The 22,875-nt window shown below is 72.6% G+C and carries 15 protein-coding genes and 6 pseudogenes; 7 read left to right on the top strand and 14 right to left on the bottom strand.

Annotated elements, in window-relative coordinates; genetic code table 11:
* Positions 1–334 precede the first annotated feature (334 nt).
* Entirely contained in the window at positions 335–1,537 is a 1,203-nt protein-coding gene (locus tag BM536_RS20120) for an amino acid deaminase/aldolase (protein WP_094103287.1), read from the top strand.
* Positions 1,538–1,576: 39 nt separating this feature from the next.
* Here the strand turns inward: BM536_RS20120 and BM536_RS20125 are convergent.
* The 4 genes and pseudogenes from BM536_RS20125 to BM536_RS20140 form a co-directional block, all read right to left on the bottom strand.
* Positions 1,577–2,592 (bottom strand): annotated as a pseudogene (locus BM536_RS20125) (DUF2510 domain-containing protein).
* A 27-nt stretch (positions 2,593–2,619) separates the two neighbouring features.
* Positions 2,620–3,402 carry a 3-oxoacyl-ACP reductase gene (locus tag BM536_RS20130; protein WP_073497442.1) on the bottom strand — a complete coding sequence of 261 codons (783 nt, stop codon included), beginning with the start codon at positions 3,400–3,402 and terminating at the stop codon, positions 2,620–2,622.
* The gene (locus BM536_RS20135) at positions 3,399–4,754 is read right to left on the bottom strand and encodes an aldehyde dehydrogenase family protein (protein ID WP_073497457.1); all 1,356 of its coding nucleotides are present in this window, start codon (positions 4,752–4,754) and stop codon (positions 3,399–3,401) included. Before BM536_RS20135 ends, BM536_RS20130 begins: the two co-directional genes overlap by 4 nt.
* An 86-nt stretch (positions 4,755–4,840) precedes the next feature.
* Positions 4,841–6,198: pseudogene (locus BM536_RS20140) on the bottom strand (glutamine synthetase family protein).
* 103 nt (positions 6,199–6,301) lie between these two features.
* Between BM536_RS20140 and BM536_RS20145 the strand changes: the two are divergent.
* Both BM536_RS20145 and BM536_RS20150 read left to right on the top strand, forming a co-directional pair.
* The gene (locus BM536_RS20145) at positions 6,302–7,036 is read left to right on the top strand and encodes a FadR/GntR family transcriptional regulator (protein WP_073497446.1); all 735 of its coding nucleotides are present in this window, start codon (positions 6,302–6,304) and stop codon (positions 7,034–7,036) included.
* A gap of 77 nt (positions 7,037–7,113) precedes the next feature.
* Positions 7,114–7,798: pseudogene (locus BM536_RS20150) on the top strand (gamma-glutamyl-gamma-aminobutyrate hydrolase family protein).
* Between the two features lie 168 nt (positions 7,799–7,966).
* Here BM536_RS20150 and BM536_RS20155 read toward each other — a convergent pair.
* The gene (locus tag BM536_RS20155; protein ID WP_094103288.1) at positions 7,967–8,905 is read right to left on the bottom strand and encodes a LysR family transcriptional regulator; all 939 of its coding nucleotides are present in this window, start codon (positions 8,903–8,905) and stop codon (positions 7,967–7,969) included.
* 70 nt (positions 8,906–8,975) lie between these two features.
* Here BM536_RS20155 and BM536_RS20160 point away from each other — a divergent pair.
* Positions 8,976–10,149 (top strand): annotated as a pseudogene (locus BM536_RS20160) (TDT family transporter).
* Here BM536_RS20160 and BM536_RS20165 read toward each other — a convergent pair.
* From BM536_RS20165 to BM536_RS20180, 4 genes and pseudogenes are all read right to left on the bottom strand, one after another.
* Positions 10,061–10,777, bottom strand: coding sequence for a helical backbone metal receptor (locus BM536_RS20165; RefSeq protein WP_073497450.1), 717 nt, complete (start codon positions 10,775–10,777; stop codon positions 10,061–10,063). The pseudogene BM536_RS20160 and the gene BM536_RS20165 overlap by 89 nt on opposite strands.
* Positions 10,777–11,342 (bottom strand): annotated as a pseudogene (locus tag BM536_RS20170) (helix-turn-helix domain-containing protein). The gene BM536_RS20165 and the pseudogene BM536_RS20170 overlap by 1 nt, the downstream one beginning before the upstream one ends.
* 437 nt (positions 11,343–11,779) lie before the next feature.
* On the bottom strand, positions 11,780–13,591 hold the full coding sequence (locus tag BM536_RS20175; protein WP_073497452.1) for an ABC transporter permease/substrate binding protein: 1,812 nt from the start codon (positions 13,589–13,591) through the stop codon (positions 11,780–11,782).
* Complete coding sequence (locus BM536_RS20180; protein WP_073497454.1) at positions 13,584–14,666, bottom strand: quaternary amine ABC transporter ATP-binding protein; 1,083 nt, start codon at positions 14,664–14,666, stop codon at positions 13,584–13,586. Before BM536_RS20180 ends, BM536_RS20175 begins: the two co-directional genes overlap by 8 nt.
* A gap of 219 nt (positions 14,667–14,885) precedes the next feature.
* Between BM536_RS20180 and BM536_RS20185 the strand changes: the two genes are divergently transcribed.
* The 3 genes from BM536_RS20185 to BM536_RS20195 all read left to right on the top strand — a co-directional run bounded on the left by BM536_RS20185 (position 14,886) and on the right by BM536_RS20195 (position 18,003).
* Positions 14,886–15,815: a 5'-3' exonuclease gene (locus BM536_RS20185; RefSeq protein WP_245873732.1), complete on the top strand. Its 930-nt coding sequence runs from the start codon at positions 14,886–14,888 to the stop codon at positions 15,813–15,815.
* Between the two features lie 97 nt (positions 15,816–15,912).
* Positions 15,913–16,758, top strand: coding sequence for a siderophore-interacting protein (locus tag BM536_RS20190; RefSeq protein ID WP_094103290.1), 846 nt, complete (start codon positions 15,913–15,915; stop codon positions 16,756–16,758).
* 279 nt (positions 16,759–17,037) lie between these two features.
* Positions 17,038–18,003, top strand: a complete 966-nt coding sequence (locus tag BM536_RS20195) for an RluA family pseudouridine synthase (protein WP_094103291.1) — start codon at positions 17,038–17,040, stop codon at positions 18,001–18,003.
* On the opposite strand, the pseudogene BM536_RS43005 reads toward BM536_RS20195, so the two are convergent.
* The 5 genes and pseudogenes from BM536_RS43005 to BM536_RS20220 form a co-directional block, all read right to left on the bottom strand.
* Positions 17,997–19,530, bottom strand: a pseudogene (locus BM536_RS43005) (cytochrome P450). The gene BM536_RS20195 and the pseudogene BM536_RS43005 sit on opposite strands and share 7 nt — an antisense overlap.
* Before the next feature lie 134 nt (positions 19,531–19,664).
* Positions 19,665–20,285 (bottom strand): GTP-binding protein, encoded by a 621-nt coding sequence (locus tag BM536_RS20205; protein ID WP_073495306.1) that lies wholly within the window; start codon positions 20,283–20,285, stop codon positions 19,665–19,667.
* Positions 20,266–20,661: a DUF742 domain-containing protein gene (locus BM536_RS20210; protein WP_073495309.1), complete on the bottom strand. Its 396-nt coding sequence runs from the start codon at positions 20,659–20,661 to the stop codon at positions 20,266–20,268. The genes BM536_RS20205 and BM536_RS20210 overlap by 20 nt, the downstream gene beginning before the upstream one ends.
* Positions 20,658–21,065, bottom strand: coding sequence for a roadblock/LC7 domain-containing protein (locus BM536_RS20215; RefSeq protein ID WP_073495312.1), 408 nt, complete (start codon positions 21,063–21,065; stop codon positions 20,658–20,660). Before BM536_RS20215 ends, BM536_RS20210 begins: the two co-directional genes overlap by 4 nt.
* The gene (locus BM536_RS20220; protein WP_073495315.1) at positions 21,062–22,636 is read right to left on the bottom strand and encodes an ATP-binding protein; all 1,575 of its coding nucleotides are present in this window, start codon (positions 22,634–22,636) and stop codon (positions 21,062–21,064) included. The genes BM536_RS20215 and BM536_RS20220 overlap by 4 nt, the downstream gene beginning before the upstream one ends.
* Positions 22,637–22,875 lie beyond the last annotated feature (239 nt).

A 22,875-nucleotide genomic window follows, 5' to 3' on the forward strand; every position in this document is an offset into this window, starting at 1 on the left:
GGGGGGGGTCGCCGGGCGCGGGGGGGATCGAGGCGCGGCGTGCTTCCGTGCTCATGCACCCCCCGTTTCCTCGTGCCCGCGCCGTCGTTGTCCTGCGCGGGCCGCTCTCCTCGCCCGGGCGGCCCCGGTGCGGACACGCCGGTCCTTCCTGGGCACGCATACCCGCACGGGCGGACCGGCATCCCGGCACGGGTGCCCGGCCGGAGCGGTCCTCCGTGCGTGCGCGTCACTCTACGGCTTGTTCCTGCGCGAACGGGAACCAGTCCGCGCCCCCGGGGCATCTGCCCGGAACGTCCCCCTACCCTGCGGTAATCGGGTCTGGCAGGCTGCGTCCATGACTGCGCGCGCCGCCGACCGGGCCCGGTACGACCGGGCCACCGCCCATCTCGACGCCCCTCTCGCCATCGTGGACCTGGAGGCATTCGACGCCAACGCGGACGACCTGGTCCGCCGGGCGGGCGGGAAGCCGGTCCGGGTCGCCAGCAAGTCCGTCCGCTGCCGGGCCCTGCTGGAACGCGTCCTGGCGAAGGACGGTTTCGCGGGCATCATGTCCTTCACCCTGGCCGAATCCCTGTGGCTGGCCCGGTCGGGCTTCGACGACGTCCTGCTCGCCTACCCCTCGGCCGACCGCTCCGGCTTCGCGGAACTGGCCGGTGACCCCAAGCTGGCCGCCGCCGTGACCGTGATGGTCGACGACGTCGCCCAGCTCGACCTCATCGACTCCGCGCGCGGCGACGGACACGAAGTGGTGCGGGTCTGCCTGGAGTTGGACACCTCGCTGAGGCTGCTGGGCGGGCGGATGCGGGTGGGCGCGCTGCGCTCCCCGCTGCACTCACCCGCCCAGGTCGCCGACGTGGCACGGGCGGTGGCCCGGCGGCCCGGGTTCCGGCTGGTGGGGATCATGGCCTACGAGGGACACATCGCGGGGGTGGGCGACTCGCTGGCCGGACGGCCCTTCCGGTCCCGTGCGATCCGGCTGATGCAGGCCACCGCCCGCCGCGAACTCGTCGAGCGGCGTGCCGCGGTGGTGCGCGCGGTGCGGGCCGTGGTGCCGGACCTGGAGTTCGTGAACGGCGGCGGCACCGGCAGTGTGCAGCACACCGCCGCGGAGGACGCGGTCACCGAGATCGCGGCGGGCTCGGGCCTGTACGTGCCGCGTCTGTTCGACAACTACACGTCCTTCAGCGGCCGTCCGGCCGCCCTGTTCGCCCAGCCCGTCGTGCGGCGGCCGGGCGTCGGCGTCGTCACCATCCTCGGCGGCGGCTACCCCGCCTCCGGGGCCGCAGGACCCGACCGGCTGCCGGTGCCGTATCTGCCTGAGGGACTGCGCTACGACCCGCAGGAGGGACCCGGTGAGGTGCAGACCCCGCTGCTCGGTTCCCCCGCCGACGATCTGCTGATCGGCGACAAGGTGTGGTTCCGGCACGCGAAGGCCGGTGAGCTGTGCGAGCGGTTCGACGTGCTGCGCCTGGTCGAGGGGGACGCGGTGACGGCGACGGTGCCGACGTACCGGGGCGAGGGGCAGACGTTCCTCTAGACCGCTCAGCGGCGTTCGGCACGTGCGGCGGCGGTCGGCTCACGGCGTCGGTCCGAGGCCGCTGCCGACCCCGCCGCCCGTGTCCGCGTCGCCCACCGGGCGGATGCCCTTGGTGATGCGGTCCATGTCGGCGAGCGGCGGGCCGTCCTGGCCCGCGTCGAAGACGTACCGGACGAGGACGGGGGCCTCGGTGCCGACGGTGGACGGGAAGACCAGGGACTGGACGTAGCCGCCCGGCCCCTCGGCCGTCGTCACCCGCCAGCGGACGTAGTACCCGGCGCGGCCGGCGACCGCGACCGGCCCGGCCGCCACCACCTGGTGCGACTCGATGCCGCCGAAGTGGCTCCGGCCGACGAGGTCGCGGTCGTAGGCGTCGTCGCCGCGTCGGCGATGTCCGCCTCGGCCAGTGCCCTGGGCGAGGTCTCGCTGGTGTCGGTGACGGTGCGGCAGATGACCCGGCCGTGGCGGCAGACCCCTCCGCCCGGACAGTCGTAGGTGCCGTCGGTGGTCATGACGACGTCGGGTTCGGCGACGTGCTCGGGGAGAACCCAGCCCTCGGGCAGCGGGAGGGTGATGCCGTTCAGCTCGTCGACGACGACGGAAGGGTCGGTCGACGGGCTGGCGGACGGGTCGGTGGAGGGTGCGGAGGGGGAGGCGTCCGGGTTCGTCGCGGGCGCCGAGTGGGTGGCGGCCGGCGGGGCCGCGTCGGGTTCGGTGCCGGCGCCGTCGTTCCCGCGCAGCACGACGGCTGCGGTCACGACCGCCGCGACGAGGACGGCCGCGACGACCGTCAGCGCGACGGGCCGGGACCGGCGGCCACCACCGCCACCGCCACCGGACGAGGAGTGGCCTGGACCCGCGGGCGGTCCGAAACCACCGGAAACCGGTGTCACAGCCGGTACCGGCGGTCCGAAGCCCTGCTCCGGCACCACCGGCGCCACCCGCGCGGCCAGGCTCTGCGGGGTGCGCCGGTGGTCGGTCCAGGTCGTGCCGTCCCACCAGCGTTCCTGATGCGGGGCCGTCGGGTCGCCGTACCAGCCGGGCGGGGGCCTCATGCTCATCCCCGCACTGTAGGACGCGGCCTACAGCGGCGTGACGTACGCCCCCGAGATGCCGCCGTCGACCAGGAAGTCGCTGGCGTTGACGAAGGAGGAGTCGTCGCTGGCCAGGAAGGCGACGGCGGCGGCGATCTCGTCGGCCTCGGCGAACCGCCCGACCGGGATGTGCACGAGGCGGCGGGCCGCCCGCTCGGGGTCCTTGGCGAACAGTTCCTGGAGCAACGGGGTGTTGACCGGTCCGGGGCAGAGGGCGTTGACGCGGATGCCCTCCCGTGCGAACTGCACGCCCAGTTCACGGGACATGGCGAGGACGCCGCCCTTGGAGGCCGTGTACGAGATCTGCGATGTGGCGGCGCCCATCCTCGCCACGAAGGACGCCGTGTTGATGATGGAGCCCCTGCCCTGGCGCCGCATGTAGGGGATGGCGGCCTTGCAGCACAGGTAGACGGAGGTGAGGTTGACCTCCTGGACGCGCTTCCAGGCGTCCAGGCCGGTGTCGAGGATGGAGTCGTCGTCGGGAGGTGAGATGCCGGCGTTGTTGAAGGCGATGTCGACGCTGCCGTAGGTGTCGTACGCCGCCTTGAACAGCGCCTCGACCTGGTCGGGGTCGGTGACGTCGACCTTCACGAACAGGCCGCCGACCTCCTCGGCGGCGGCCTTGCCGCGGGGTTCGTCGATGTCGCCGCAGACGACGTGCGCGCCCTCCGAGGCGAGGCGGCGCGCGGTGGCGAGGCCGATGCCGCTGCCCGCCCCGGTGATGACGGCGGTGCGGCCGACGAGCCGACGGCAGATGATCTCTCTGGTCACTGTGCGGGGCCCTCCGTGCTGATGAAGACGTTCTTGGTCTCGGTGAAGGCGGTCAGGGCGTCGGGGCCGAGTTCGCGGCCGATGCCGGACTGCTTGAAACCGCCGAACGGGGTCCAGTAGCGGACGCTGGAGTGGGAGTTGACGGACAGGTTGCCCGCGCGGACGGCCTGCGAGACGCGCAGGGCGCGGCCGACGTCGCGGGTCCAGATGGAGCCGGAGAGGCCGTAGTCGGTGGCGTTGGCGAGTTCGACCGCCTGCGCCTCGTCCTCGAAGGGCAGGACGACGGCGACCGGGCCGAAGACCTCCTCGACGGCCACGCGCGCGCCGGGGTCGACGCCGGTCAGGACGGTGGGCGGGAACCAGAAGCCGGGCCCCTCGGGAGCCTTGCCGCGGATGCCGGCCAGGTCGTCCGTCACGTAGGAACGCACCCTGTCCAGCTGGGCCTTGGAGATCAGCGGCCCCATGTCGGTTCTCTCGTCGGCCGGGTCGCCGACCCTGACCGACTCGACCGCGGGGGCGAGGAGGTCCAGGAAGCGGTCGTAGACGGAGCGCTGGACGAGGATGCGGGTGCGGGCGCAGCAGTCCTGGCCGGAGTTGTCGAGGAAGGACATGGGAGCCGCCGCGGCGGCGGCCTCGATGTCGGCGTCGGCGAAGACGATGTTGGGGCTCTTGCCGCCGAGTTCGAGGGTGACGCGCTTGAGCAGGTCGCTGCCCTTCGCCAGCACCCGTCTGCCCACGGCCGTCGAACCGGTGAAGACGATCTTGGCCACCCCCGGATGCTCGACCAGCGCGTCGCCCGCGACGGGGCCGTGGCCGGGCAGCACCTGGAGGAGATCCTCCGGCAGGCCCGCCGCCAGGGCGAGTTCGGCCAGTCGCAGGGCGGTCAGCGGGGTCGTCTCGGCGGGCTTGAGGATCACCGCGTTGCCGGCGGCGAGTGCCGGGGCGGTGCCCCAGGCCGCGATCGGCATCGGGAAGTTCCAGGGCGCGATGACCCCGACGACGCCCAGCGGTTCGAGGATCGTGATGTCGAGGCCGCCCGGAACCGGGATCTGGCGCCCGGTGAGCCGCTCCACTCCCCCGGCCGCGTAGTCGAGCAGGTCCCGGACGTTGCCCGCCTCCCAGCGGGCGTTGCCGACGGTGTGTCCGGCCTCGCGGACCTCCAGCTGCGCGAGTTCCTCGAGGTGTTCGTCGACCTGGACGGCGAAACGGCGCAGCAGGCGGGCGCGGTCACCGGGCGCCAGGGCGGCCCACCGGACCTGGGCACGGGTGGCCCGTACGACGGCGGCGTGGACGTCGGCCCGGGTGGCGGCGGGGACGGTGGCGACGATCTCTTCGGTGGCCGGATCGAGCACCTGGAGCTGGTCTGACGTGAACGGGTCCGCCGTGAGCGGGTCCGCGGTGAGCGGGTCGGACGTGAGCGGGTCGGACACCAAGGGCCTCACATGCGTTCGAAGGAGCGGCGCAGCTCCCAGTCGGTGACCGCCGCGTCGAAGGCCTCCAGCTCGACGCGGGCCATGTTGCGGTAGTGCGCGACGACCTCGTCGCCGAAGGCGGCCCGCGCGATGGGGCTGTTCTCCCAGAGTTCGGCGGCCTCGCGCAGGGTGGTGGGGACGTGTGCGTAGTCGGCGGAGTAGGCGTTGCCCGTGCAGGGCTCCGGCAGTTCCAGCTTCCGCTCGATGCCGTACAGGCCTGCGGCCACCAGTCCGGCGACGGCGAGGTGCGGGTTGACGTCGCCGCCGGCAGCCGGTTCTCGAAGCGCAGGGAGCGGCCGTGGCCGACGACGCGCAGGGAGCAGGTGCGGTTGTCGTGGCCCCAGGCGACGGCGGTCGGGGCGAAGGAGCCCGGCTGGAACCGCTTGTAGGAGTTGATGTGCGGGGCGTAGAGCAGCGAGAAGTCGCGCAGGGCGGCGAGCTGTCCGGCGAGGAAGTGCCGCATGACCTCCGACATGCCGTCCGGCCCGGCCATCGCGTTGGCGCCGTCGGCGTCGGCGAGGGAGAGGTGGATGTGACAGGAGTTGCCCTCGCGCTCGTTGTACTTCGCCATGAAGGTGAGGGAAACGCCTTCCTGGGAGGCGATCTCCTTGGCACCGGTCTTGTAGATGGCGTGCTGGTCACAGGTGACCAGGGCTTCGTCGTACCGGAATACGATCTCGTGCTGGCCGGGGTTGCACTCGCCCTTGGCGGACTCGACGGTGAGGCCGGCGCCGGCCATGTCGTTGCGCAGGCGGCGCAGCAGGGGCTCGATGCGGCCGGTGCCGAGGATCGAGTAGTCGATGTTGTACTGGTTGGCCGGGGTGAGTCCCCGGTAGTGGGCGTCCCAGGCCTGCTCGTAGGTGTCCTTGAAGACGATGAACTCCAGCTCGGTGCCGACCTGGGCGGTGAGGCCCAGCTCGGCGAGACGCTCCAGCTGGCGGCGCAGGATCTGCCGGGGTGCGGCGGTGACGGGCGAGCCGTCCTCCCAGGCGAGATCGGCGACGAGCATCGCCGTACCGGGGTGCCAGGGCAGGCGGCGCAGGGTGCTCAGGTCGGGGTGCATGGCGAAGTCGCCGTAACCACGCTCCCAGGAGGACATCTCGTAACCGTCCACCGTGTTCATCTCGGTGTCGACGGCGAGGAGGTAGTTGCAGCCCTCGGTGCCGTGTTCGAGGACCTCGTCGAGGAAGAAGCGGGCGGCGAAACGCTTGCCCTGGAGACGCCCTTGCATGTCGGGGAAGGCGAGGACGACAGTGTCGATCTCTCCGCCGGCGACGAGGGCGTGCAGTTCCTCGACGCCGAGCGGGGGTGTGCGGTCTGCCACGGGAGGGCCTCCTCAGGCTTCCTCTGCTGCTACGGCTGTGCCGGACGGCCGGGAGCCATAAGGTATTGCCGGAGACCTTTACTTGGGAAGGGGGCGCGACCGGATGCCGGTGGACGCCGAGGAGGAACCGGCGGACCGGCTCACGCCGGTACTGCGGCCGGTACGCGCCGGGAACGGCTTCGAGGAGGCACTGGAGCAGATCCTCCTGGTGGTGCGGCTGGGTCTGGTGCCCGGCGGGGAGCGGCTCCCTGCCGAACGGGACCTGGCGGAACGGCTCGGGATCAGCCGGGTGACGCTGCGCGAGGTACTGAAGGTGCTCCAGGACCAGGGGCTCGTGGAGTCCCGGCGCGGCCGGTACGGAGGAACGTTCGTGCTGCCGCGCGCTGACGCGGTCGGCGAGGCCGAGCTGCGGCGGCGGATCGCCGAGGTCGACATAGAGGACGTGCTCCGGTTCCGGGAGGTGCTGGAGGTCGGCGCGGCCGGACTGTGCGCGGCGCACGGCCTGACCGGGGAACGGGCGGGACGGCTCCGGGAGGCGCTGGCGCGCACCGAGGACGCCCCGCTCACCGACTACCGCCGCCTCGACACGATGCTGCACCTCACCCTCGCCGAGCTGTGCGGTTCGCCGTCGCTGACGGCGCAGTACGCGGCGGTCCGCGCGACGGTGAACGACCTCCTGGACTGCATCCCGCTGCTGGTACGCAACCTGGAGCACTCCCAGCGCCAGCACACGGCCCTGGTGGAGGCGGTGCTCGACGGGGACGCGGACGGGGCGCGCGAGATGATGCGCGAGCACTGCGCGGGGACGGCCGCGCTGCTGCGGGGCTTCCTCGCCTGACCTGCGGGCGTGTGCAATGGTTCCGGTCAAGTCCATTCAGGGGTCGTCGGGGTGGGAGGGAGGCGGGCATGGCGAACGTGACGGGCAGACCGCTGATCGGTGTCAGTACGTATCTGGAGGCCGGGGCGCGCTGGGGGGTGTGGGAGCTGGAGGCGGCGCTGCTGCCGGCCGGGTATCCGCGGCTCGTGCAGCGGGCGGGCGGACTGGCGGCGATGCTGCCGCCGGACGCCCCCGAGCACGCGGCGTCCGTCGTGGCCCGGCTGGACGGGCTGGTGATCGCGGGTGGGCCCGATGTCGAACCCGGGCGGTACGGGGCCGAGCGGGATCCTCGCACGGGGCCGCCGGCGCGGGAGCGGGACGCCTGGGAACTGGCCCTGATCGAGGCGGCGTTGGGGGCACGGGTGCCACTGCTCGGCATCTGCCGGGGGATGCAGCTGCTGAACGTGGCGCTCGGGGGGACGCTCGTACAGCATCTCTGGGGGCATGCGGAGCTGGTCGGGATGTTCGGGCGGCATCCGGTGAAGCCCGTGCCGGGGACGTTGTACGCCGGGCTCGTGCCCGAGGAGATGTCGGTGCCGACCTTTCACCATCAGGCGGTGGAGCGGTTGGGGGCGGGCTTGGTGGCATGCGCGTATGCGGGCGACGGGCGGTGGAGCGTGACTCCCGTCGGGTGGGCGGGGGTGGGTGCTGGGGGTGCAGTGGCATCCGGAGATGGGGGAGGACCTGCGGGTGATGCGGGGGCTGGTGCGGGCGGCGGGGTAGGTTCGGGGCCTTTTTCGGGGCCTTTTCGGGGCGTTTTTCGCCGCCCCCACCCCGTCCCGTCCCGACCGTGGGGCCTGGGCCGCAGAACCAGACCCCGCTTCGGCCTGAACGGCCTCGTCCGGCGTCTCCCCAGGAGGGAGACCCCGGAGCCGGAGGTGCTGCGCCGCCCTAACCCCGCGTCAGCGACAGCAGGTCCCGGGCCGGGCCCGTGGGGCGGTGGCCCGTGGGCCAGACCGCTCGCAGGTCTCGGGCCAGGCGGACTCCGTCGACCGGGACGGACACGAGGCGTCGTCGGCCCAGTTCCTCCCCCACCGCCAGTTCGCTCAGGACCGCCGGCCCGGCGCCGCTGACCGCCGCCGCTTTCACCGCCGTCGTCGAGGACAGTTCGATCAGGGGGCGGGCCAGCCCTCCGAGGGCCGCGTCGAGGACCTGGCGCGTGCCGGAGCCCTCCTCCCGGAGGATCAGCGGCGTCGAGGCCAGCTCCTGCGCCGACAGGGCCCGCCGGCGCCGTGCCCACGGATGTGCCGGTGCGGCGACGACGATCAGCCGGTCGTGGGCGATGACCGTCGAGTCCAGGCCCGCCGGCACGTTGAGCCCCTCGACGAAGCCGAGGTCGGCCTCCCCGGAGAGCAGCCGCTCCGCGACCACCGTCGAGTTGCCCGCGAGCAGCGACACCGCCGTGTCCGGCCGTTGCGCGCGCAGCGCGAGGAGCCAACCGGGCAGCAGGTACTCGGCGATGGTCATGCTCGCCGCGACCCGCAGCCGCGAGTCACGGCGGTCGCGCAGCGCCTGCGCGCCCGCGTCGAAGGCCGCCGCCGCGTCGACGATCCGCCGCGCCCAGTCGGTGACCAGCGCACCGGCGTCGGTGAGCCGGGATCCGCGCGGTGAACGGTCGACGAGGGCCACGCCGAGCTGGCGTTCCATGGAACGGACGCGGCTGCTCGCGGCGGGCTGGGTGATGCCCAGTTCCCGGGCCGCCGCTCCCAGGCTGCCGAGCCGGGCCACGGCCAGCAGGAGTTCCAGGGCGCCGAGATCGGGGACCCGGTGCGCGATCGAGCCGCCGGGCCTGTCCCCCAGGGGCTCGTGCGTCGTCTCGTCGCTGGTCATAAGGTCAGCTTATGCCCCCATAGAGCCATCGTCCCTGGTCGGGGCCGCGTCGGGGCGGGACGGTGGAGTCATGGTCACCGCAGCCCCGCCCCTGTACGTCGCGAGCCCAGGGCCACGCCCGCGTGCCACAGCCGTCCGTCATCTCGGACCGAACTGGTACGCGACGGTGATGGGCACCGCTGTGGTGGCGACGGCGGGCGCGGCACTGCCCGTCCGTGTTCCGGGGCTGCGCCCGGCCTGCGCGGCCGTCTGGCTCCTCTCCCTCGCGCTCCTGTCCGCGCTGCTCGCCGCCAGGACCCTGCACTGGCGTCACCACCGCGACCGGGCCCGCGCCCATGTCCTGGACCCGGCGACGGTCCCGTTCTACGGCTGCCTGGCGATGGCGCTGGTCGCGGTCGGCGGCGGAAGCCTCGCCGTGGGCCGGGACTGGATCGGCACCGACGCCGCCGTCGCCCTCGACGCCGTGCTGTTCTGCGCCGGTACCGCGGTGGGGCTGGCGGCGGCCGTCGCCGTCCCGTACCTCATGGCCGTACACCACAGGGTCGAGCCGGGGCAGGCCACGCCCGTGTGGCTGCTGCCGCTGGTCGCGCCCATGGTGTCGGCCGCGGCGGGCCCGCCTGGTGCCGTATCTGCCGGCCGGGCAGGCCCGCGAGACGCTGCTGTTCGGGTGCTTCGCGCTGTTCGGGCTGAGCCTGCTCGCCACGCTGGTGATGCTGCCGGTCGTCTTCGCCCGGCTGGTCACCCGCGGGCCGCTGCCCCTCGCCCTGACGCCGACCCTGTTCCTGGTGCTGGGGCCGCTCGGGCAGTCGACGACGGCCGTGGGCACGTTCGCGGAGGTCGCGCCCGCAGTGGTGTCCGCGCCGGACAGCCGTGGGTTCGCCGTCCTCGCCGTCCTGTACGGGGTGCCCGTCATGGGGTTCGCGCTGCTGTGGCTGTGCCTCGCCACCGCCCATGTGATGCGGGCCCGCCGGCACGGGATGGGCTTCGCGATGACGTGGTGGGCGTTCACCTTCCCCGTCGGCACCTGCGTGACCGGCGCCGAGGCTCTGGCCCGGCACACGGGACTCGTCGCGTACGAGGCGCTGGCCACCGGGCTGTACGTCGTGCTGGTGGCCGCCTGGGCCGTCGTCGCCGCGCTCACCGTACGGGGGCTGCTCAGCGGTGAGCTGCTCGCAGCGCCCCGGCCAGTACCTGTGGCGCCTCGGCCAGCGACGGCCCGTACCACGTCAGGTGCCGGCCGCTGACGAGTGCGCACGGCAGGCCGGGAAAGGCCTCCGGGCCGTCCTCGGCGGTGAAGCGGTAGGGCTCGTCGGGGAGGACGACCAGGTCCGGGGCCGCCGCCCGCAGCTCGTCCAGGGCGACCTTGGGGTAGCGGTCCTGGTGGGCCGCGTACCGGTGGTCCACGCCGAGGCGGGACAGGACGTCCCCGGCGAAGGTGTCGCGGCCCAGCACCATCCACGGGCGGCGCCAGACGGGTACGACGGCCGTCCGGCGCCGGTCCGGCTCCAGGGCGCCCCAGACCTCCTCCGCCTCGTCCAGCCAGCGGGGGCGTGAGCGGGCGCCGCATGCCTCCAGCACCCGTGCCAGCTCCCGGAAGGCCTGCGGCACGTCCCGCACCTCGGTCACCAGCACCTCGATGCCGGCGTCCCGCAGGGCGGCGAGATCGGGCTCGCGGTTCTCCTCCTCGTTGGCGATCACCAGGTCGGGCGCGAGCGCGGCGATCCGGTCGGTGGCGGGGTTCTTGGTGCCTCCCACGCGGATCACGTCCAGGTCCGGCGGATGGGAGCACCAGTCGGTGGCGCCGGCCAGGACGCCGGGCAGCGACACGGCCACCGCTTCGGTCAGCGAGGGCACCAGGGAGACGGCCCGCACTACCGCTTGCGGTCCCGGACCGCCTCGATGTGCTCCGCCACGGCGACGACCACGATCCGGGTGTCCGGCACGGTGGCGCGCCAGCGGTGGCGGACCCCGCCGGTGAGGTAGAGGGTGTCGCCGCGGCCCAGGCGGTAGGCCCGGCCCTCGGCCTCGATCTCCACCGCGCCGTCGGCGACGTACATCAACTGGTCGTTGCGGTACTGGAACTCGCGGCCGGCCTCGTGGTCGCCGGTGAACTCGGAGGCGTGCATCTGGTGGTGGCCGCGGACCAGTGAGCGGGAGCGCGGGTCGGGGCGGCCTCGGCGATCTCGGCGCGCACGACGTCGACGCTGCACGCCGGGTCGGCTGCGGCCAGGAGTTCGACGGCCGTGGTGCGCAGGGCGTCGGCGACCTTCTCCAGGGAGCCGGTGCTGGGCCGCGCCCGGTCGTTCTCGATCTGGCTCAGGAACGGGACCGACAGGCCGCTGCGCTCGGCCACGACGGCGAGCGTGAGGTCCAGGGACCGGCGCCGCCGCCGGACGGCAGCGCCCACCCGGAGGGGCTGTTCTTTGTGGTCGCCCATCGCTCCGGCTCCCTCCTACGCTCGTCGGTCCGACTACCGAGTGCCCCATCGCGGGCGCCCGTCCTCTGATGAGTTCTCTGCACCCTACGCATGTTCGGCAAACCGTTTCACGAGCCCGTGACATCGAGGACATCGGGCGTCACACACGAACCCACGGTTCACGCCAGTCGATCATCCGCGCGCGGGCCGGTCCCTCGTGTTCTCCGGTTCAATGCCCGGAAGCCTTGGGGTGTTCCCGTGCCGTTTCCGGAGACGATCGGGCAGGTCGCGCGGCCGACGCGGCCGGGCGACGGCGCGCCGGGCCGGGGGCGGGAGTGGCGCTGTGTGGTTGGCCGGATCCTTGTCGTGCGAAACGGCGCGCGGGGCGGGCACCGGCGTACGTGTCCCGGACGTACGCCGGTGCCCGCCCCGGGTAGGGCGGTCGTGGTGCTGTCAGGTCACCCGGCCGCCCCGCTCTTCTCCCCGGCGCCGTCGACCGGTGCCCACCTGTCGAGCAGGCCGGGGTTGTCCTTCAGCCAGGTGCGGACGGCGTCCTGTTCCCTGCCCTTGCCGGACTTCTGGATCTGCGCCTCCAGACCGGTGAGCTGCCGCTCGGTCATGGAGAAGTCCTTCAGCCAGGCGCCGACCTCGGGGTGGTCGGCGGCGAAGCCGTTGCGGGACAGCGTGTGCACGCCGTCACCCGCGCCCCAGGCGCCCTCGGGGTCCTTCAGCTTCTTCAGGTCGTACTCGCTGTACGCCCAGTGCGGCGACCACAGCGTGACGACGATCGGGTCCTTCCTGGCGTACGCCCGCTTCAGCTCGGCGAGCATCGCCGGGGTGGAGCCGTCGACGACCCGGTAGCCGTCGAGTCCGTACTGCTTGACGACCTTGTCCTTGAGCAGGCCCATCATTCCGGCGCTGGGCTCGATGCCGGTGATCCTCCCGCCGAACTCGGCCGACCTGGCCCTGAGATCCGCGAGGGTGTTCACGTCCTTCATGTACGACGGGACGCTCAGCTCCAGGGAGGTGGGGCCGTACCACTTGCCGAGGTCGTCGAGCTGCTTGCCGTACTTCTTCCAGTACTCGGCGTGCGTGGTGGGCAGCCAGGAGTCGGTCTGGAAATCGATCTGTCCGGTGGCGAGGCCGGTGTAGAGGGGGGCGGCGGCGTACTGGGTGGTCTTCACCTCGAAGCCGCGCTGCTCCAGGAGTTCCTTCCACAGGTAGGTGGAGGCGATCCCCTCGTCCCAGGGGATGTAGCCGATGGTGATCTCCTCGCCCTTGCCGACGTCCGTGGCGGAGGCCCCGGCGGTGCCCGGGTTGGAGCCGAAGACGCCCATGCCGCCGGCGACGAGCGCGAGGACGACCACGCCGACCACGGCCACGGCCGGGCGGGGACGGTGGCTCCACACGGTGGGGCGGACCTTCGCGGCGGCTCGCCGGCCCAGCGGGGAGATGCGGGTGCCGAGGGCACCGGTCATGCGGTCGAGGTAGATGGCGAGGACCACGATGCCGAGGCCCGCCTCGAAGCCGAGACCGATGTCGAGCCGGCCGATGGCCTCGTTGACGGAGCCACCGAGTCCGCCGGTGCCGACCATGCCGGCGATGACGACCATCGACAGGCCGAGCATGATCACCTGGTTGACGCCCGCCATGATCGTGGGCAGGGCGAGGGGCAGCTGGACCCGCAGCAGGGTGTCGCGGGGCTTCGTACCGAAGGCCTCCGCGGCCTCGACGAGTTCGGGGTCGACCTGGCGGATGCCGAGTTCGGTCATGCGCACGCCGGGGGCCAGCGCGAAGATCAGGGTGGCGATCACACCGGCGGGCACGCCCATGCCGAAGAAGAGGATCGCGGGGATCAGCAGGACCATCGACGGCATGGTCTGGAGCAGGTCGAGGACCGGCCGCAGGGTGGCGCTGACGGCCTTGGAGCGGGCCGCCCAGATGCCCAGCGGGACGGAGATCACCAGGGCTATCACGGTGGCGACGATCACCAGGGACAGCGTGGACATCGCCTCCTCCCACAGGTCGAGGGAGTCGATGAGAGCGAACCCGGCGAAGCCGAGGGCGCCCGCGACCAGGCCGCGCAGCCACCAGGCGAGCACGGCGAGGATGCCGGCGAGGAGCAGGGGCTCGGGGGCGGTGAGGACGGCGTCGATGCCGTCGTACATGCCTTCGACGACCCCCTTGACGGCGTCGAACAGCCAGGACAGGTGGGTGACGAGCCAGTCGACGCCGGAGTCGACCCAGTCACCGAGGTGCAGCCTAGGCACGGGCGGTCACCTTCCCCTCGTCGCGCGGGTCGCCGCAGGCGGTGGGCTCCCCGTGTTCGTCGCCGAGGAAGCCGACGAGGCGCCGGCGGGGCACCACTCCGACGAGTTCGCGCCGCGCGTCCAGCACGGCGACCGGGTGGGTCAGGCGGGCGCTCATCGCGCACAGCTCGGTGAAGGGGGTGTCGGGGTTCGCGGTGGCGCAGTCGCAGTCGGCCTCGTCGCCGCGGAGGTCGGTGTCCATGACGGCGGACGCGGTCAGCACGCGGGAGCGGTCGACGTCCTGGATGAAGGAGGCGACGTAGTCGTCGGCCGGGCGCACGAGGATGTCCTCGGCGGTGCCGTTCTGCACGATGCGGCCGTCGCGCATGACGGCGATGCGGTCACCGAGGCGCATGGCCTCGTTGAGGTCGTGGGTGATGAAGACGATCGTCTTCTTCAGGGTCTGCTGGAGCGTGAGGAGCTGGTCCTGCATGTCGCGGCGGATCAGCGGGTCCAGGGCGCTGAAGGACTCGTCCATGAGAAGCAGGTCGGCGTCGGTGGCGAGGGCGCGGGCGAGACCCACGCGCTGCTGCATGCCGCCGGACAGCTCGTCGGGCCAGGACTTCTCCCAGCCGGCCAGGCCGCACAGGCGCAGCGCCTCCGTGGCGCGCTGCTCGCGCTCGGCGCGCGGGACCCCCTGCACGGCGAGGCCGTAACCGGCGTTCTCCAGCACGCTGCGGTGCGGGAAGAGGGCGAAGTGCTGGAAGACCATGCTGATCTTCCTGGCACGGACCTCGCGCAGTTCCCGGTCGCCGAGCGCGGTCAGGTCCTCGCCGTCGAAGAGGACGCGCCCCGCGGTGGGCTCCAGCAGTCCGTTGAGCATGCGCAGCAGGGTGGACTTCCCGGATCCGGACAGGCCCATGACGACGAAGATCTGGCCGGGGTCCACGGTGAAGGAGGCGTCGATCACGGCGGCGGTGGTGCCGTCGGCCCTCAGCTCCTCCCGGTCGGCGCCGCGGCGGAGCCGCTCGACTGCCTCGTCCTGTCGTCTGCCGAACACCTTGTACAGGTGATCGGTTTCTAGCCTGGAGGACACACGTACCTTCTCGGATCGGGGGCAAGGGCGGGAGTGGCGCCGGTGGCCGGGCGTGACCGCCGAGCATCGTTCGCAGTTGAAAGTGCAACCGGCACCGCTCCGGAGCGGCCCCTGCCCCGCCCCTACAGGGGCAAACGTGCAAGTGGGCCAGTTCACAGACCGTTCACACCTGCCACCGGAGTGAATACCGGGGGGTCGGTGTCGGACCGGTGCGGCATGATGCGTGGGGTGACCGGACGACTGATGCTCCTCGACACCGCCTCGCTCTACTTCCGCGCCTACTTCGGCGTCCCCGACTCCGTGAAGGCCCCGGACGGCACCCCGGTGAACGCCGTGCGCGGGCTGCTGGACTTCATCGACCGCCTGGTCAAGGACCACCGGCCCGACGAGCTGGTCGCGTGCATGGACGCCGACTGGCGCCCGCAGTGGCGCGTCGACCTCATCCCCTCCTACAAGGCGCACCGGGTCGCCGAGGAGCACGAGACCGGCCCGGACGAGGAAGAGGTGCCGGACACGCTCTCGCCGCAGGTGCCGGTGATCGAGGCGGTCCTGGACGCGCTCGGCATCGCGCGCGTGGGCGTCGCGGACTACGAGGCGGACGACGTGATCGGCACCTTCACGGCCCACGCGAAGGGCCCGGTCGACATCGTCACCGGGGACCGCGACCTGTACCAGTTGGTGGACGACGCGCGCGGGGTGCGGGTGCTGTACCCGCTCAAGGGCGTCGGCACGCTCCAGACGACGGACGAGGCGTGGCTGCGTGAGAAGTATGGCGTCGACGGGCGGGGGTACGCGGATCTGGCGCTGCTGCGCGGCGACCCGAGCGACGGCCTGCCCGGCGTGCCCGGCATCGGCGAGAAGACGGCGGCCAAGCTGCTGACCGAGTTCGGCGACCTCGCCGGGATCCTGGCCGCCGTCGACGACCCGAAGGCCAAGCTCACGCCCTCGCAGCGCAAGCGGCTCGACGAGGCCCGGCCGTACCTCGCCGTCGCGCCGACGGTGGTGAGGGTCGCCGCCGACGTGCCGCTGCCGGAGGTGTCGACGGGGCTCCCCCGCACGCCGCGGGACCCGGCGGCACTGGAGGAGCTGGCGGAGCGCTGGGGGCTCGGCGGGTCGCTGCAGCGGCTGCTGACGACGCTCGGCGCGTAAGCATTGGTCCCGGGAGCGAACTCCCGGCTTGAGGCGCCACAGGGGGGCGGGATGCTAACTTAGGTAACCCTAACCAACGAGGGCTTGGGAGGCCGTCATGGCAGAACGTCCGGCACGGAAGCCGCGGAAGCCCCATTCCGCGCAGGTCGTCCGCACCGAACGGCTCACCCCGCACATGCAGCGTGTCGTTCTCGGCGGAGAGGGACTGGCCGAGTTCACCGCCGCCACCTGCACCGACCACTACGTGAAACTGCTGTTCGGGCCCGAGGGTGTGACCTACCCGGAGCCCTTCGACCTGGAGCGGATCCGCGCGGATTTCCCCCGCGAGCAGTGGCCGGTGACCCGGACGTACACCGTGCGCCACTGGGACACCGAGCACCGCGAGCTGACCCTGGACTTCGTCCTGCACGGCGACGAGGGCATCGCCGGTCCGTGGGCGGCCCGCGTCCAGCCGGGCGAGACCGTCCGCTTCATGGGCCCCGGCGGCGCCTACGCCCCCGATCCGGCCGCCGACTGGCATCTGCTGGCCGGCGACGAGAGCGCCCTGCCCGCCATCGCGGCGGCACTGGAGTCGCTGCCCGCCGGCGCCGTGGCCCACGCCTTCATCGAGGTCTCCGGCCCCGAGGAGGAGCAGAAGATCGACTCGGAGGTCGGGGTCGTCTGGCTGCACCGCGGCGGGCGTCCGGTCGGTGAGCGGCTCGTGGAGGCCGTCCGCGCGCTGGAGTTCCCCGAGGGCCGGCTGCACGCGTTCGTGCACGGCGAGGCCGCCTGCGTGAAGGAGCTGCGCAGGCTGCTGCGGGTCGAGCTCCAGGTTCCCCGCGAGGACCTGTCGGTCTCCGGGTACTGGCGGCTCGGCCACGACGAGGACGGCTGGCAGGCCGCCAAGCGGGAGTGGAACGCGCGCGTGGAGGCCGAGCAGGAGGCCACGGCACCGGCCGCCTGAGGCCCGTGGACAGCGGCCCGCACCCGTGGGAGCGGGCCGCCTCGTGACTCCGTACGGCCGTGGCGGCATCCCGCGCCGCCCACGGCTGCTCCACCGACTGCCGGTACGACCTGAACGTCCGGATCGGCAGCCGGACCACCACCGCGGCGAACCCCGCAGGCCCGCCGCCACGGACGAGCACCGCGCCCCGGTCGGGGCCACGAAAGGGCATGCCCGGCACCTCCTCACCCGTCCGGAGCGTGCCAACCGGTTTTCACGGCCGCCGTAGGGTGGGTCGCGATGAGACGCCGCACGCCTCCCCCGCCCTCCCCCCTCCCGCAGCGCGAAGGGGTCGATCCGGTGCGGGTCCGGCTGCCGGGCGACGGCCACTGGGCGACCGTGGGCGAGCACCTGGCCGAGCGGTACGGTGCGGCGCGGGCCGAGGACGTGGACAGGATGTTCGCGGCGGGGCTGATCGTCGGGGCCGACGGGCGGGCGGTGCCGGCGGACGCGGCGTACGTGCCGGGGATGTTCGTGTGGTTCCACCGGGACCTGCCCGCGGAGGAGCCGGTGCCGTTCCCGCTGGAGATCGTGTACCGCGACGAACATGTCGTCGTCGCCGACAAGCCGCACTTCCTCGCGACCACGCCACGTGGCAGCCATGTCACCGAGACCGCGCTGGCCCGGCTGCGGCGGGAGCTGGACCTGCCCGCGCTGGGCGCCGCCCACCGCCTCGACCGGCTCACCGCCGGGCTGGTGCTGTTCACCGTGCGCCCCGAGGAGCGCGGCGCCTACCAGACCCTGTTCCGCGACCGCCTGGTCCGCAAGGTGTACGAGGCGGTCGCCCCGTACGATCAGGGGCTCTCCCTGCCGGTGACCGTGCGCAGCCGGATCGTGAAGGAGCGCGGGACGCTGACCGCCCGTGAGGTGCCGGGCGAACCCAACGCGGTCAGCCGGGTCGAACCGGCCGGACACCGGCCGGACGGGCTCGCCCGCTACCGGCTGACCCCGGAGACCGGGCAGACCCATCAGCTGCGGGTGCACATGAGCGCGTTGGGCGTGCCCATCCTCGGCGACCCCCTCTACCCGCAGGTGACCGCCCCCGGACCGGCCGGCGACTTCCGACGCCCGCTGCAACTGCTGGCGCGGGAGCTGGAGTTCACCGATCCGGTCACGGGGGCGGAGCACCGGCTGCGGAGCCGGCGGACGCTGTCCGCCTGGACGTCGTACGACACCTGGGGCGGCGGGCACGACGACCGTCAGTAGCCGCGCCACCAGGCGAGGAAGCGGCGCCAGGCGTTCGGCCGGCGGGACGGTTCCCATGCGGGGGCCGGTTCGGGCGCGGGCCGCGGGGACCGTCGCCGCCGGCCGGGGTTCGCCGGGCGGCGGCAGCCGGGTGGCCAGGGGCGGAGCGACCTGGGCGGCGGCGGACGCCGGCGTGAAGTCGAGACTCACCGGGATGACCGGGCGCGGCGTCGGGAGCGCGCCGTGGGTCGGCCTGACCATGACGTCCTGCTGGGGCTTCGGCTCGAAGCGGACCGGCAGTTCCACGAGGTGCCGCGAGGCGATCGAGGTGGTCCAGCGCAGGTCCTCCTCGGCGCAGGCGAGCTGCACGTCCGGCAGGCGCGTCAGCAGGGCGTCGACGCCCACGTCGGCGATGGCACGGCCGATGTCCTGGCCGGGGCACTCGTGCGGACCGCCGCCGAAGGCCAGGTGGGCGCGGTTGCCCTGCATGTTGGCGGACAGGTCGGGACGGACCCGCGGGTCCACGTTGCCCGGCGCGGGCGCGAAGAGGAGGCCGTCGCCCCGGCGGATGCGCTGCCCGCCCAGCTCGGTGTCCTGCTTGGCGAAGTAGGCGAAGACCGTACTGAACGGCGGCTCGTCCCACAGGGACTGCTCGACCGCCTCCGGCACCGTCATCTGCCCGCCGTTGAGCTGGGCGAGGAACCGCGGGTCGGTGAGGACCATGCGCAGGGCGTTGGAGAGCAGGTTGACCGTGGCCTCGTAGGCGGCGAAGAGGACGAGGCGCAGATGCTCGCGGACCTCGTCGTCGGTCAGTCCCGCCGGGTCCCTGACGAGATGGCTGGTGAAGTCGTCCTGGGGGTCGGCGCGGCGGCGGACGGTGAGCCGGCTCAGTGCCTCCATGACGTAGGTGTGGCTGGCGATCGCGGTCTCGGTGCCCTTGAGCGCGTCCCGGGCGGCCTGGACCATCCGGTCGTCGTACTCCTCGGGCATGCCGATGACGTGGCACATCACGGCCATCGGGAGGTGCTCCGCGAACTGGCCCACCAGCTCGGCCCGGCCGCGCTCGCAGAAGCGGTTGACCAGGCGCTGGGTGGATCGGTAGATGTACCGGCGCACGCTGCGGTCGTCGATGGTCGCCATGGCCGCGGTGACCGCGCCGCGCAGCCGCTTGTGCTCGTCGCCCTCGGCGTGGGAGCAGATGGGCTGCCACGCGATGTGCGGCATGAGCGGGTGGTCGGGCTTGACCGCGCCGTCCAGCAGCGGCGTCCAGATCCGGCTGTCGCGGCTGAACTGGGAGGGAGTGCGCACCAGGTGCATGTTCTCGGCGTGGCCGAGGACCACCCACATGGGCACGTCGTCGTGGAGCAGCACCGGCGCCACCGGGCCGTGCTGTTCGCGCAGTTGCTCGTAGAGGTCGTCCAGGTCCTCCGCGCCGGGCCCGTAGAGCCGGTGCAGTCCGCCGGGGCCACGGCCGTGCGCGGGGCAGCCGGGCGGCGGGTCGAGGGCGAGGTCGTGCGGACCGGTCGTCGTGGGGTGCTCAGGCGTCACTGGGTCGCTCCGAAGGGGGCCGGGAAGGTTCGGAAGGGTCGGGGAAGTCCGAGAGGTCGGGAAGTCCGGGCGGGCCGGGAGGCCGGGAATGGCCGGTCAGGCCGGGGTCCCGGGAGGGGTGAGGGCGGCGCGCGTCAGGTGAGGTTGCCGGCCAGCGCGAGGTCGTGCAGGAAGCGCGTCAGCGTCATCAGCACGTCGCGGCTGGAGGCCCGGCGGCGCACGTCGCACTCCACGATCGGGATCTCGGGCGGCAGGTCGAGGGCGCCCCGCAGGTCGTCGAGCGGGTAACGAGGGCCGTCGGGGAAGGTGTTGACGGCGACCACGAAGGGCACACCGCGTTCCTCGAGCCGGCCCATGGCCTCGAAGCTGACCTCCAGGCGGCGGGTGTCGACCAGGACGACCGCACCGAGGGCGCCCTCGAACAGGCCGTTCCACAGGAACCAGAAACGCTCCTGGCCCGGTGTGCCGAAGAGGTAGAGCACGACCTGGTCCGTGATGCGGATCCGGCCGAAGTCCATCGCCACGGTGGTGGCGGTCTTGGTGTCGGAGCCGTAGTTGTCGTCGACGCCGATACCCGCCTGCGTCATGGTCTCCTCGGTGGTCAGCGGCTTGATCTCGCTGACCGACCCGACCATGGTCGTCTTGCCGACACCGAAGCCGCCCACGATGACGATCTTGGCCGCCGCCGTGGTGGTGTGCGGCAGATGATCCTCGGCGCGTGGGCCGGGGATGGTGTCAGAGCCGTTGAAGTCCATGCATCACCGCTTCGAGGAGGGAACGGTCGGGAAGGTGCTGCCGGACGATCGGGGCGCGCGCCTGCACGAGTTCGGCCGCCAGCATCTCGGTGAGCAGCACCGTCACCACGCTGAACGGCAGGCTGAGGTAGGCCGACACCTCGGCCACCGCCAGCGGGGCCCGGCACATCCGCAGCACCGCCGACTGCTCCGGGGTGGCCGAGGAGGGCGGTTCGGCGCGCGCCACGATTAACGTGACCAGGTCGAGGGGGGCGCGCTCGCCGTCCGGCCCCGTGATGATGTACAGCCGCTCGGGGTTCTTGCCCTCCCCCTCCTTCGGCGGCTGCTGGGACGGTTCCGGGTCGGGGTCGCGCCGCCGGCGTTGCGGAGGCGTCATACGCTCTGCCCTGTGCGGCGCGGCGGACTGGTCAGGTGGGCGCCGATCCGGACGACGAGGTCGCGCATCATGGCGCTCATCCGGCCGGCCTCGCAGCGCACGTCGGCCAGGACCGCGAGATAGGCGTTGGCCCCGGCGGACATCATGTAGAAGTAGCCGCCGTTCAGCTCGATCATGACCAGGTTCATCTCGCCGTCGCTGGACTGGATCTCCTGGGCGACCGCGTTGGCCAGGCTCTGGAGGCCGGCACAGGCGGCGGCGACCCGGTCGGCGGCGTCGGGGTCACCGGCGTAGCGGGCGATGCGCAGTCCGTCGGCCGAGAGCACGACGATCATCTCGATACCCGGAACGCCGTCGTAGAGTTCCTTGAGCAGCCAGTCGAAGTTTTGGCGCTGCTGGATCACGTGAGGTCCCCTTCGTCGTCGGCCTCGGGCTTGGCCTTGTCCTTGAGCAGGTGCAGGTATGCGGTGGGATTGCGGGTGAAGTCGGTCGGGTGGTGCCCCGGAGGGGCCTCCTTCTTCAGGCCCTCCCAGAAGGCCTCGAAGGCCACGCCGGGCTCCTGCCGCTTCACGTCGGGATCGGGTTCCGGCTTCGGCTGCGCGAACGGGTCCGGCTCACCGGCGAGTTCGGCGGCCTGGGCGGCGTACGCCTCGCGGTAGCGCTGGCTGATCGGGATCGTCGTCTTGCTGCGGCGTTGCGGCAGACCCTTGTCGGTCCACTCGGTGACCTCGGGCACCTCGTCGTCCAGGGAGACACCCGCCGGGAACCTCGGGTTGGTGGGGCGACGCTTCTTCGGGGGCCGCTTCGGGCTCTCGACCTCGATGTTGCCCAGGTCGATCTGCGGTACGGCGGTGGCGCCGATGCCGTGGGCGAAGCCGGGCGCCGGGTCGGAGGTGACCATCTCGCTCGGCGCGATCAGTACGGCGCGGACGCCGCCGTAGGCCGAAGTGCGCAGCGACACCTGCATGTTGAACGAGGTGCAGAGCCGGCCGACGACCGCGAGGCCGAGGCGCGGGGTGCCGCCGACGTCCTGGATGTCGACACCGGCCATGGCCTGTTCCAGCATGCGCTCGGCCTTGGCTCGGGCCTCCTCGCTGAGGCTGACGCCGGCGTCCTCGATCTCGATCGCGATGCCGGTCTGCACCTCGACCGCGTTGACGTGCACCTTGCTGGTGGGCGGCGAGTAGCGGGTGGAGTTGTCGAGGAGTTCGGCGAGCGCGTGGATCAGCGGTTCGACGGACAGGCCTCGGATGTTGACCTTGGCGATCGAGTCGAGCTGGATGCGGCGGTACTCCAGGATGCGGGACATGGCGCCGCGCAGCACGCTGTACAGCGGGACCGGCTGGGGCCAGTTGCGGCTGGGGCGACCGCCGCCGAGCACGCCGATGGAGTCGGCGAGACGGCCGATCAGGGCGGTGCCGTGGTCGATGCGCAGGAGGTCGTCGAAGACCTCCGGGTTACGACCGTGGTCCTCCTCCATCTCCCTCAGTTCCGCGGCCTGTTGGTGCACGATGGCCTGGACGCGCCGGGCGACGCTGACGAACGAGCGCTGGGCGGAGTCGCGCAGGGCCTCCTCGTGGTCGACGATCTCGAGGATCCCCTTGACCACCTTCCGCTGGCCCTCGTCGAGCTCGCGGTAGTCGGCGTCCACGTCGGCGAAGTGGAGCATCACCTCGCGGGGCGAGTTCCCGGCGCGCAACCAGGCCACCGCCTGCGGCACGAAGTAGTCGGCGAGCCGCAGGTTCTGCTCCCCCTGGGCGGCGACCCGGCGCTCCAGGTACGCGATCCGGCGTTCCTTCTCGGCGCTCAGTGCCTGCAGTTGACGGCCGCGGCGGGCCGACTCGGCCCCGGCGGCGACCACCAGGAGAGTGGCTACGGCTCCGCAGGCGCCGACGGCGACCTGGGCCGGCACCGCCACCAGGGCGACGGCCGCGCCGGTCGCCGCGGCCATCAGTATCGCCGGCAGCAACACCATGCGCGCGTACGCCAGTTCACGGCGACCGGGTGGGGACTGAACACTCACCATGTGGGCACCCTCTGTAGGGGATCTGTCGGCATCTTCGGGGTATTAGGGAACAAGCGCACGAATTCGCCTCAACTCGGTGCGCCGCGGGCGAGCTTAGTCCGACCGGATCATCGCCGTGTCATATTCGGCAACCGCCTGAAACCACGGCAGCACCTGGAGTAACCTCGGGCGTTTTGCACGCACGGAAT

The organism is Streptomyces phaeoluteigriseus (assembly GCF_001896135.2).
GTDB classification, from domain to species: domain Bacteria; phylum Actinomycetota; class Actinomycetes; order Streptomycetales; family Streptomycetaceae; genus Streptomyces; species Streptomyces phaeoluteigriseus.

Bases quoted from the DNA above. Each gene is read 5' to 3' on its own strand.
- BM536_RS20145 (WP_073497446.1), top strand. From the start codon at position 6,302: ATGCCGGTGGACGCCGAGGAGGAACCGGCGGACCGGCTCACGCCGGTA.
- BM536_RS20205 (WP_073495306.1), bottom strand. From the start codon at position 20,285: ATGGACTTCAACGGCTCTGACACCATCCCCGGCCCACGCGCCGAGGAT.
- BM536_RS20220 (WP_073495315.1), bottom strand. From the start codon at position 22,636: ATGGTGTTGCTGCCGGCGATACTGATGGCCGCGGCGACCGGCGCGGCC.
- BM536_RS20155 (WP_094103288.1), bottom strand. From the start codon at position 8,905: ATGACCAGCGACGAGACGACGCACGAGCCCCTGGGGGACAGGCCCGGC.
- BM536_RS20190 (WP_094103290.1), top strand. From the start codon at position 15,913: ATGGCAGAACGTCCGGCACGGAAGCCGCGGAAGCCCCATTCCGCGCAG.
- BM536_RS20210 (WP_073495309.1), bottom strand. From the start codon at position 20,661: ATGACGCCTCCGCAACGCCGGCGGCGCGACCCCGACCCGGAACCGTCC.
- BM536_RS20120 (WP_094103287.1), top strand. From the start codon at position 335: ATGACTGCGCGCGCCGCCGACCGGGCCCGGTACGACCGGGCCACCGCC.
- BM536_RS20185 (WP_245873732.1), top strand. From the start codon at position 14,886: ATGCGTGGGGTGACCGGACGACTGATGCTCCTCGACACCGCCTCGCTC.
- BM536_RS20195 (WP_094103291.1), top strand. From the start codon at position 17,038: ATGAGACGCCGCACGCCTCCCCCGCCCTCCCCCCTCCCGCAGCGCGAA.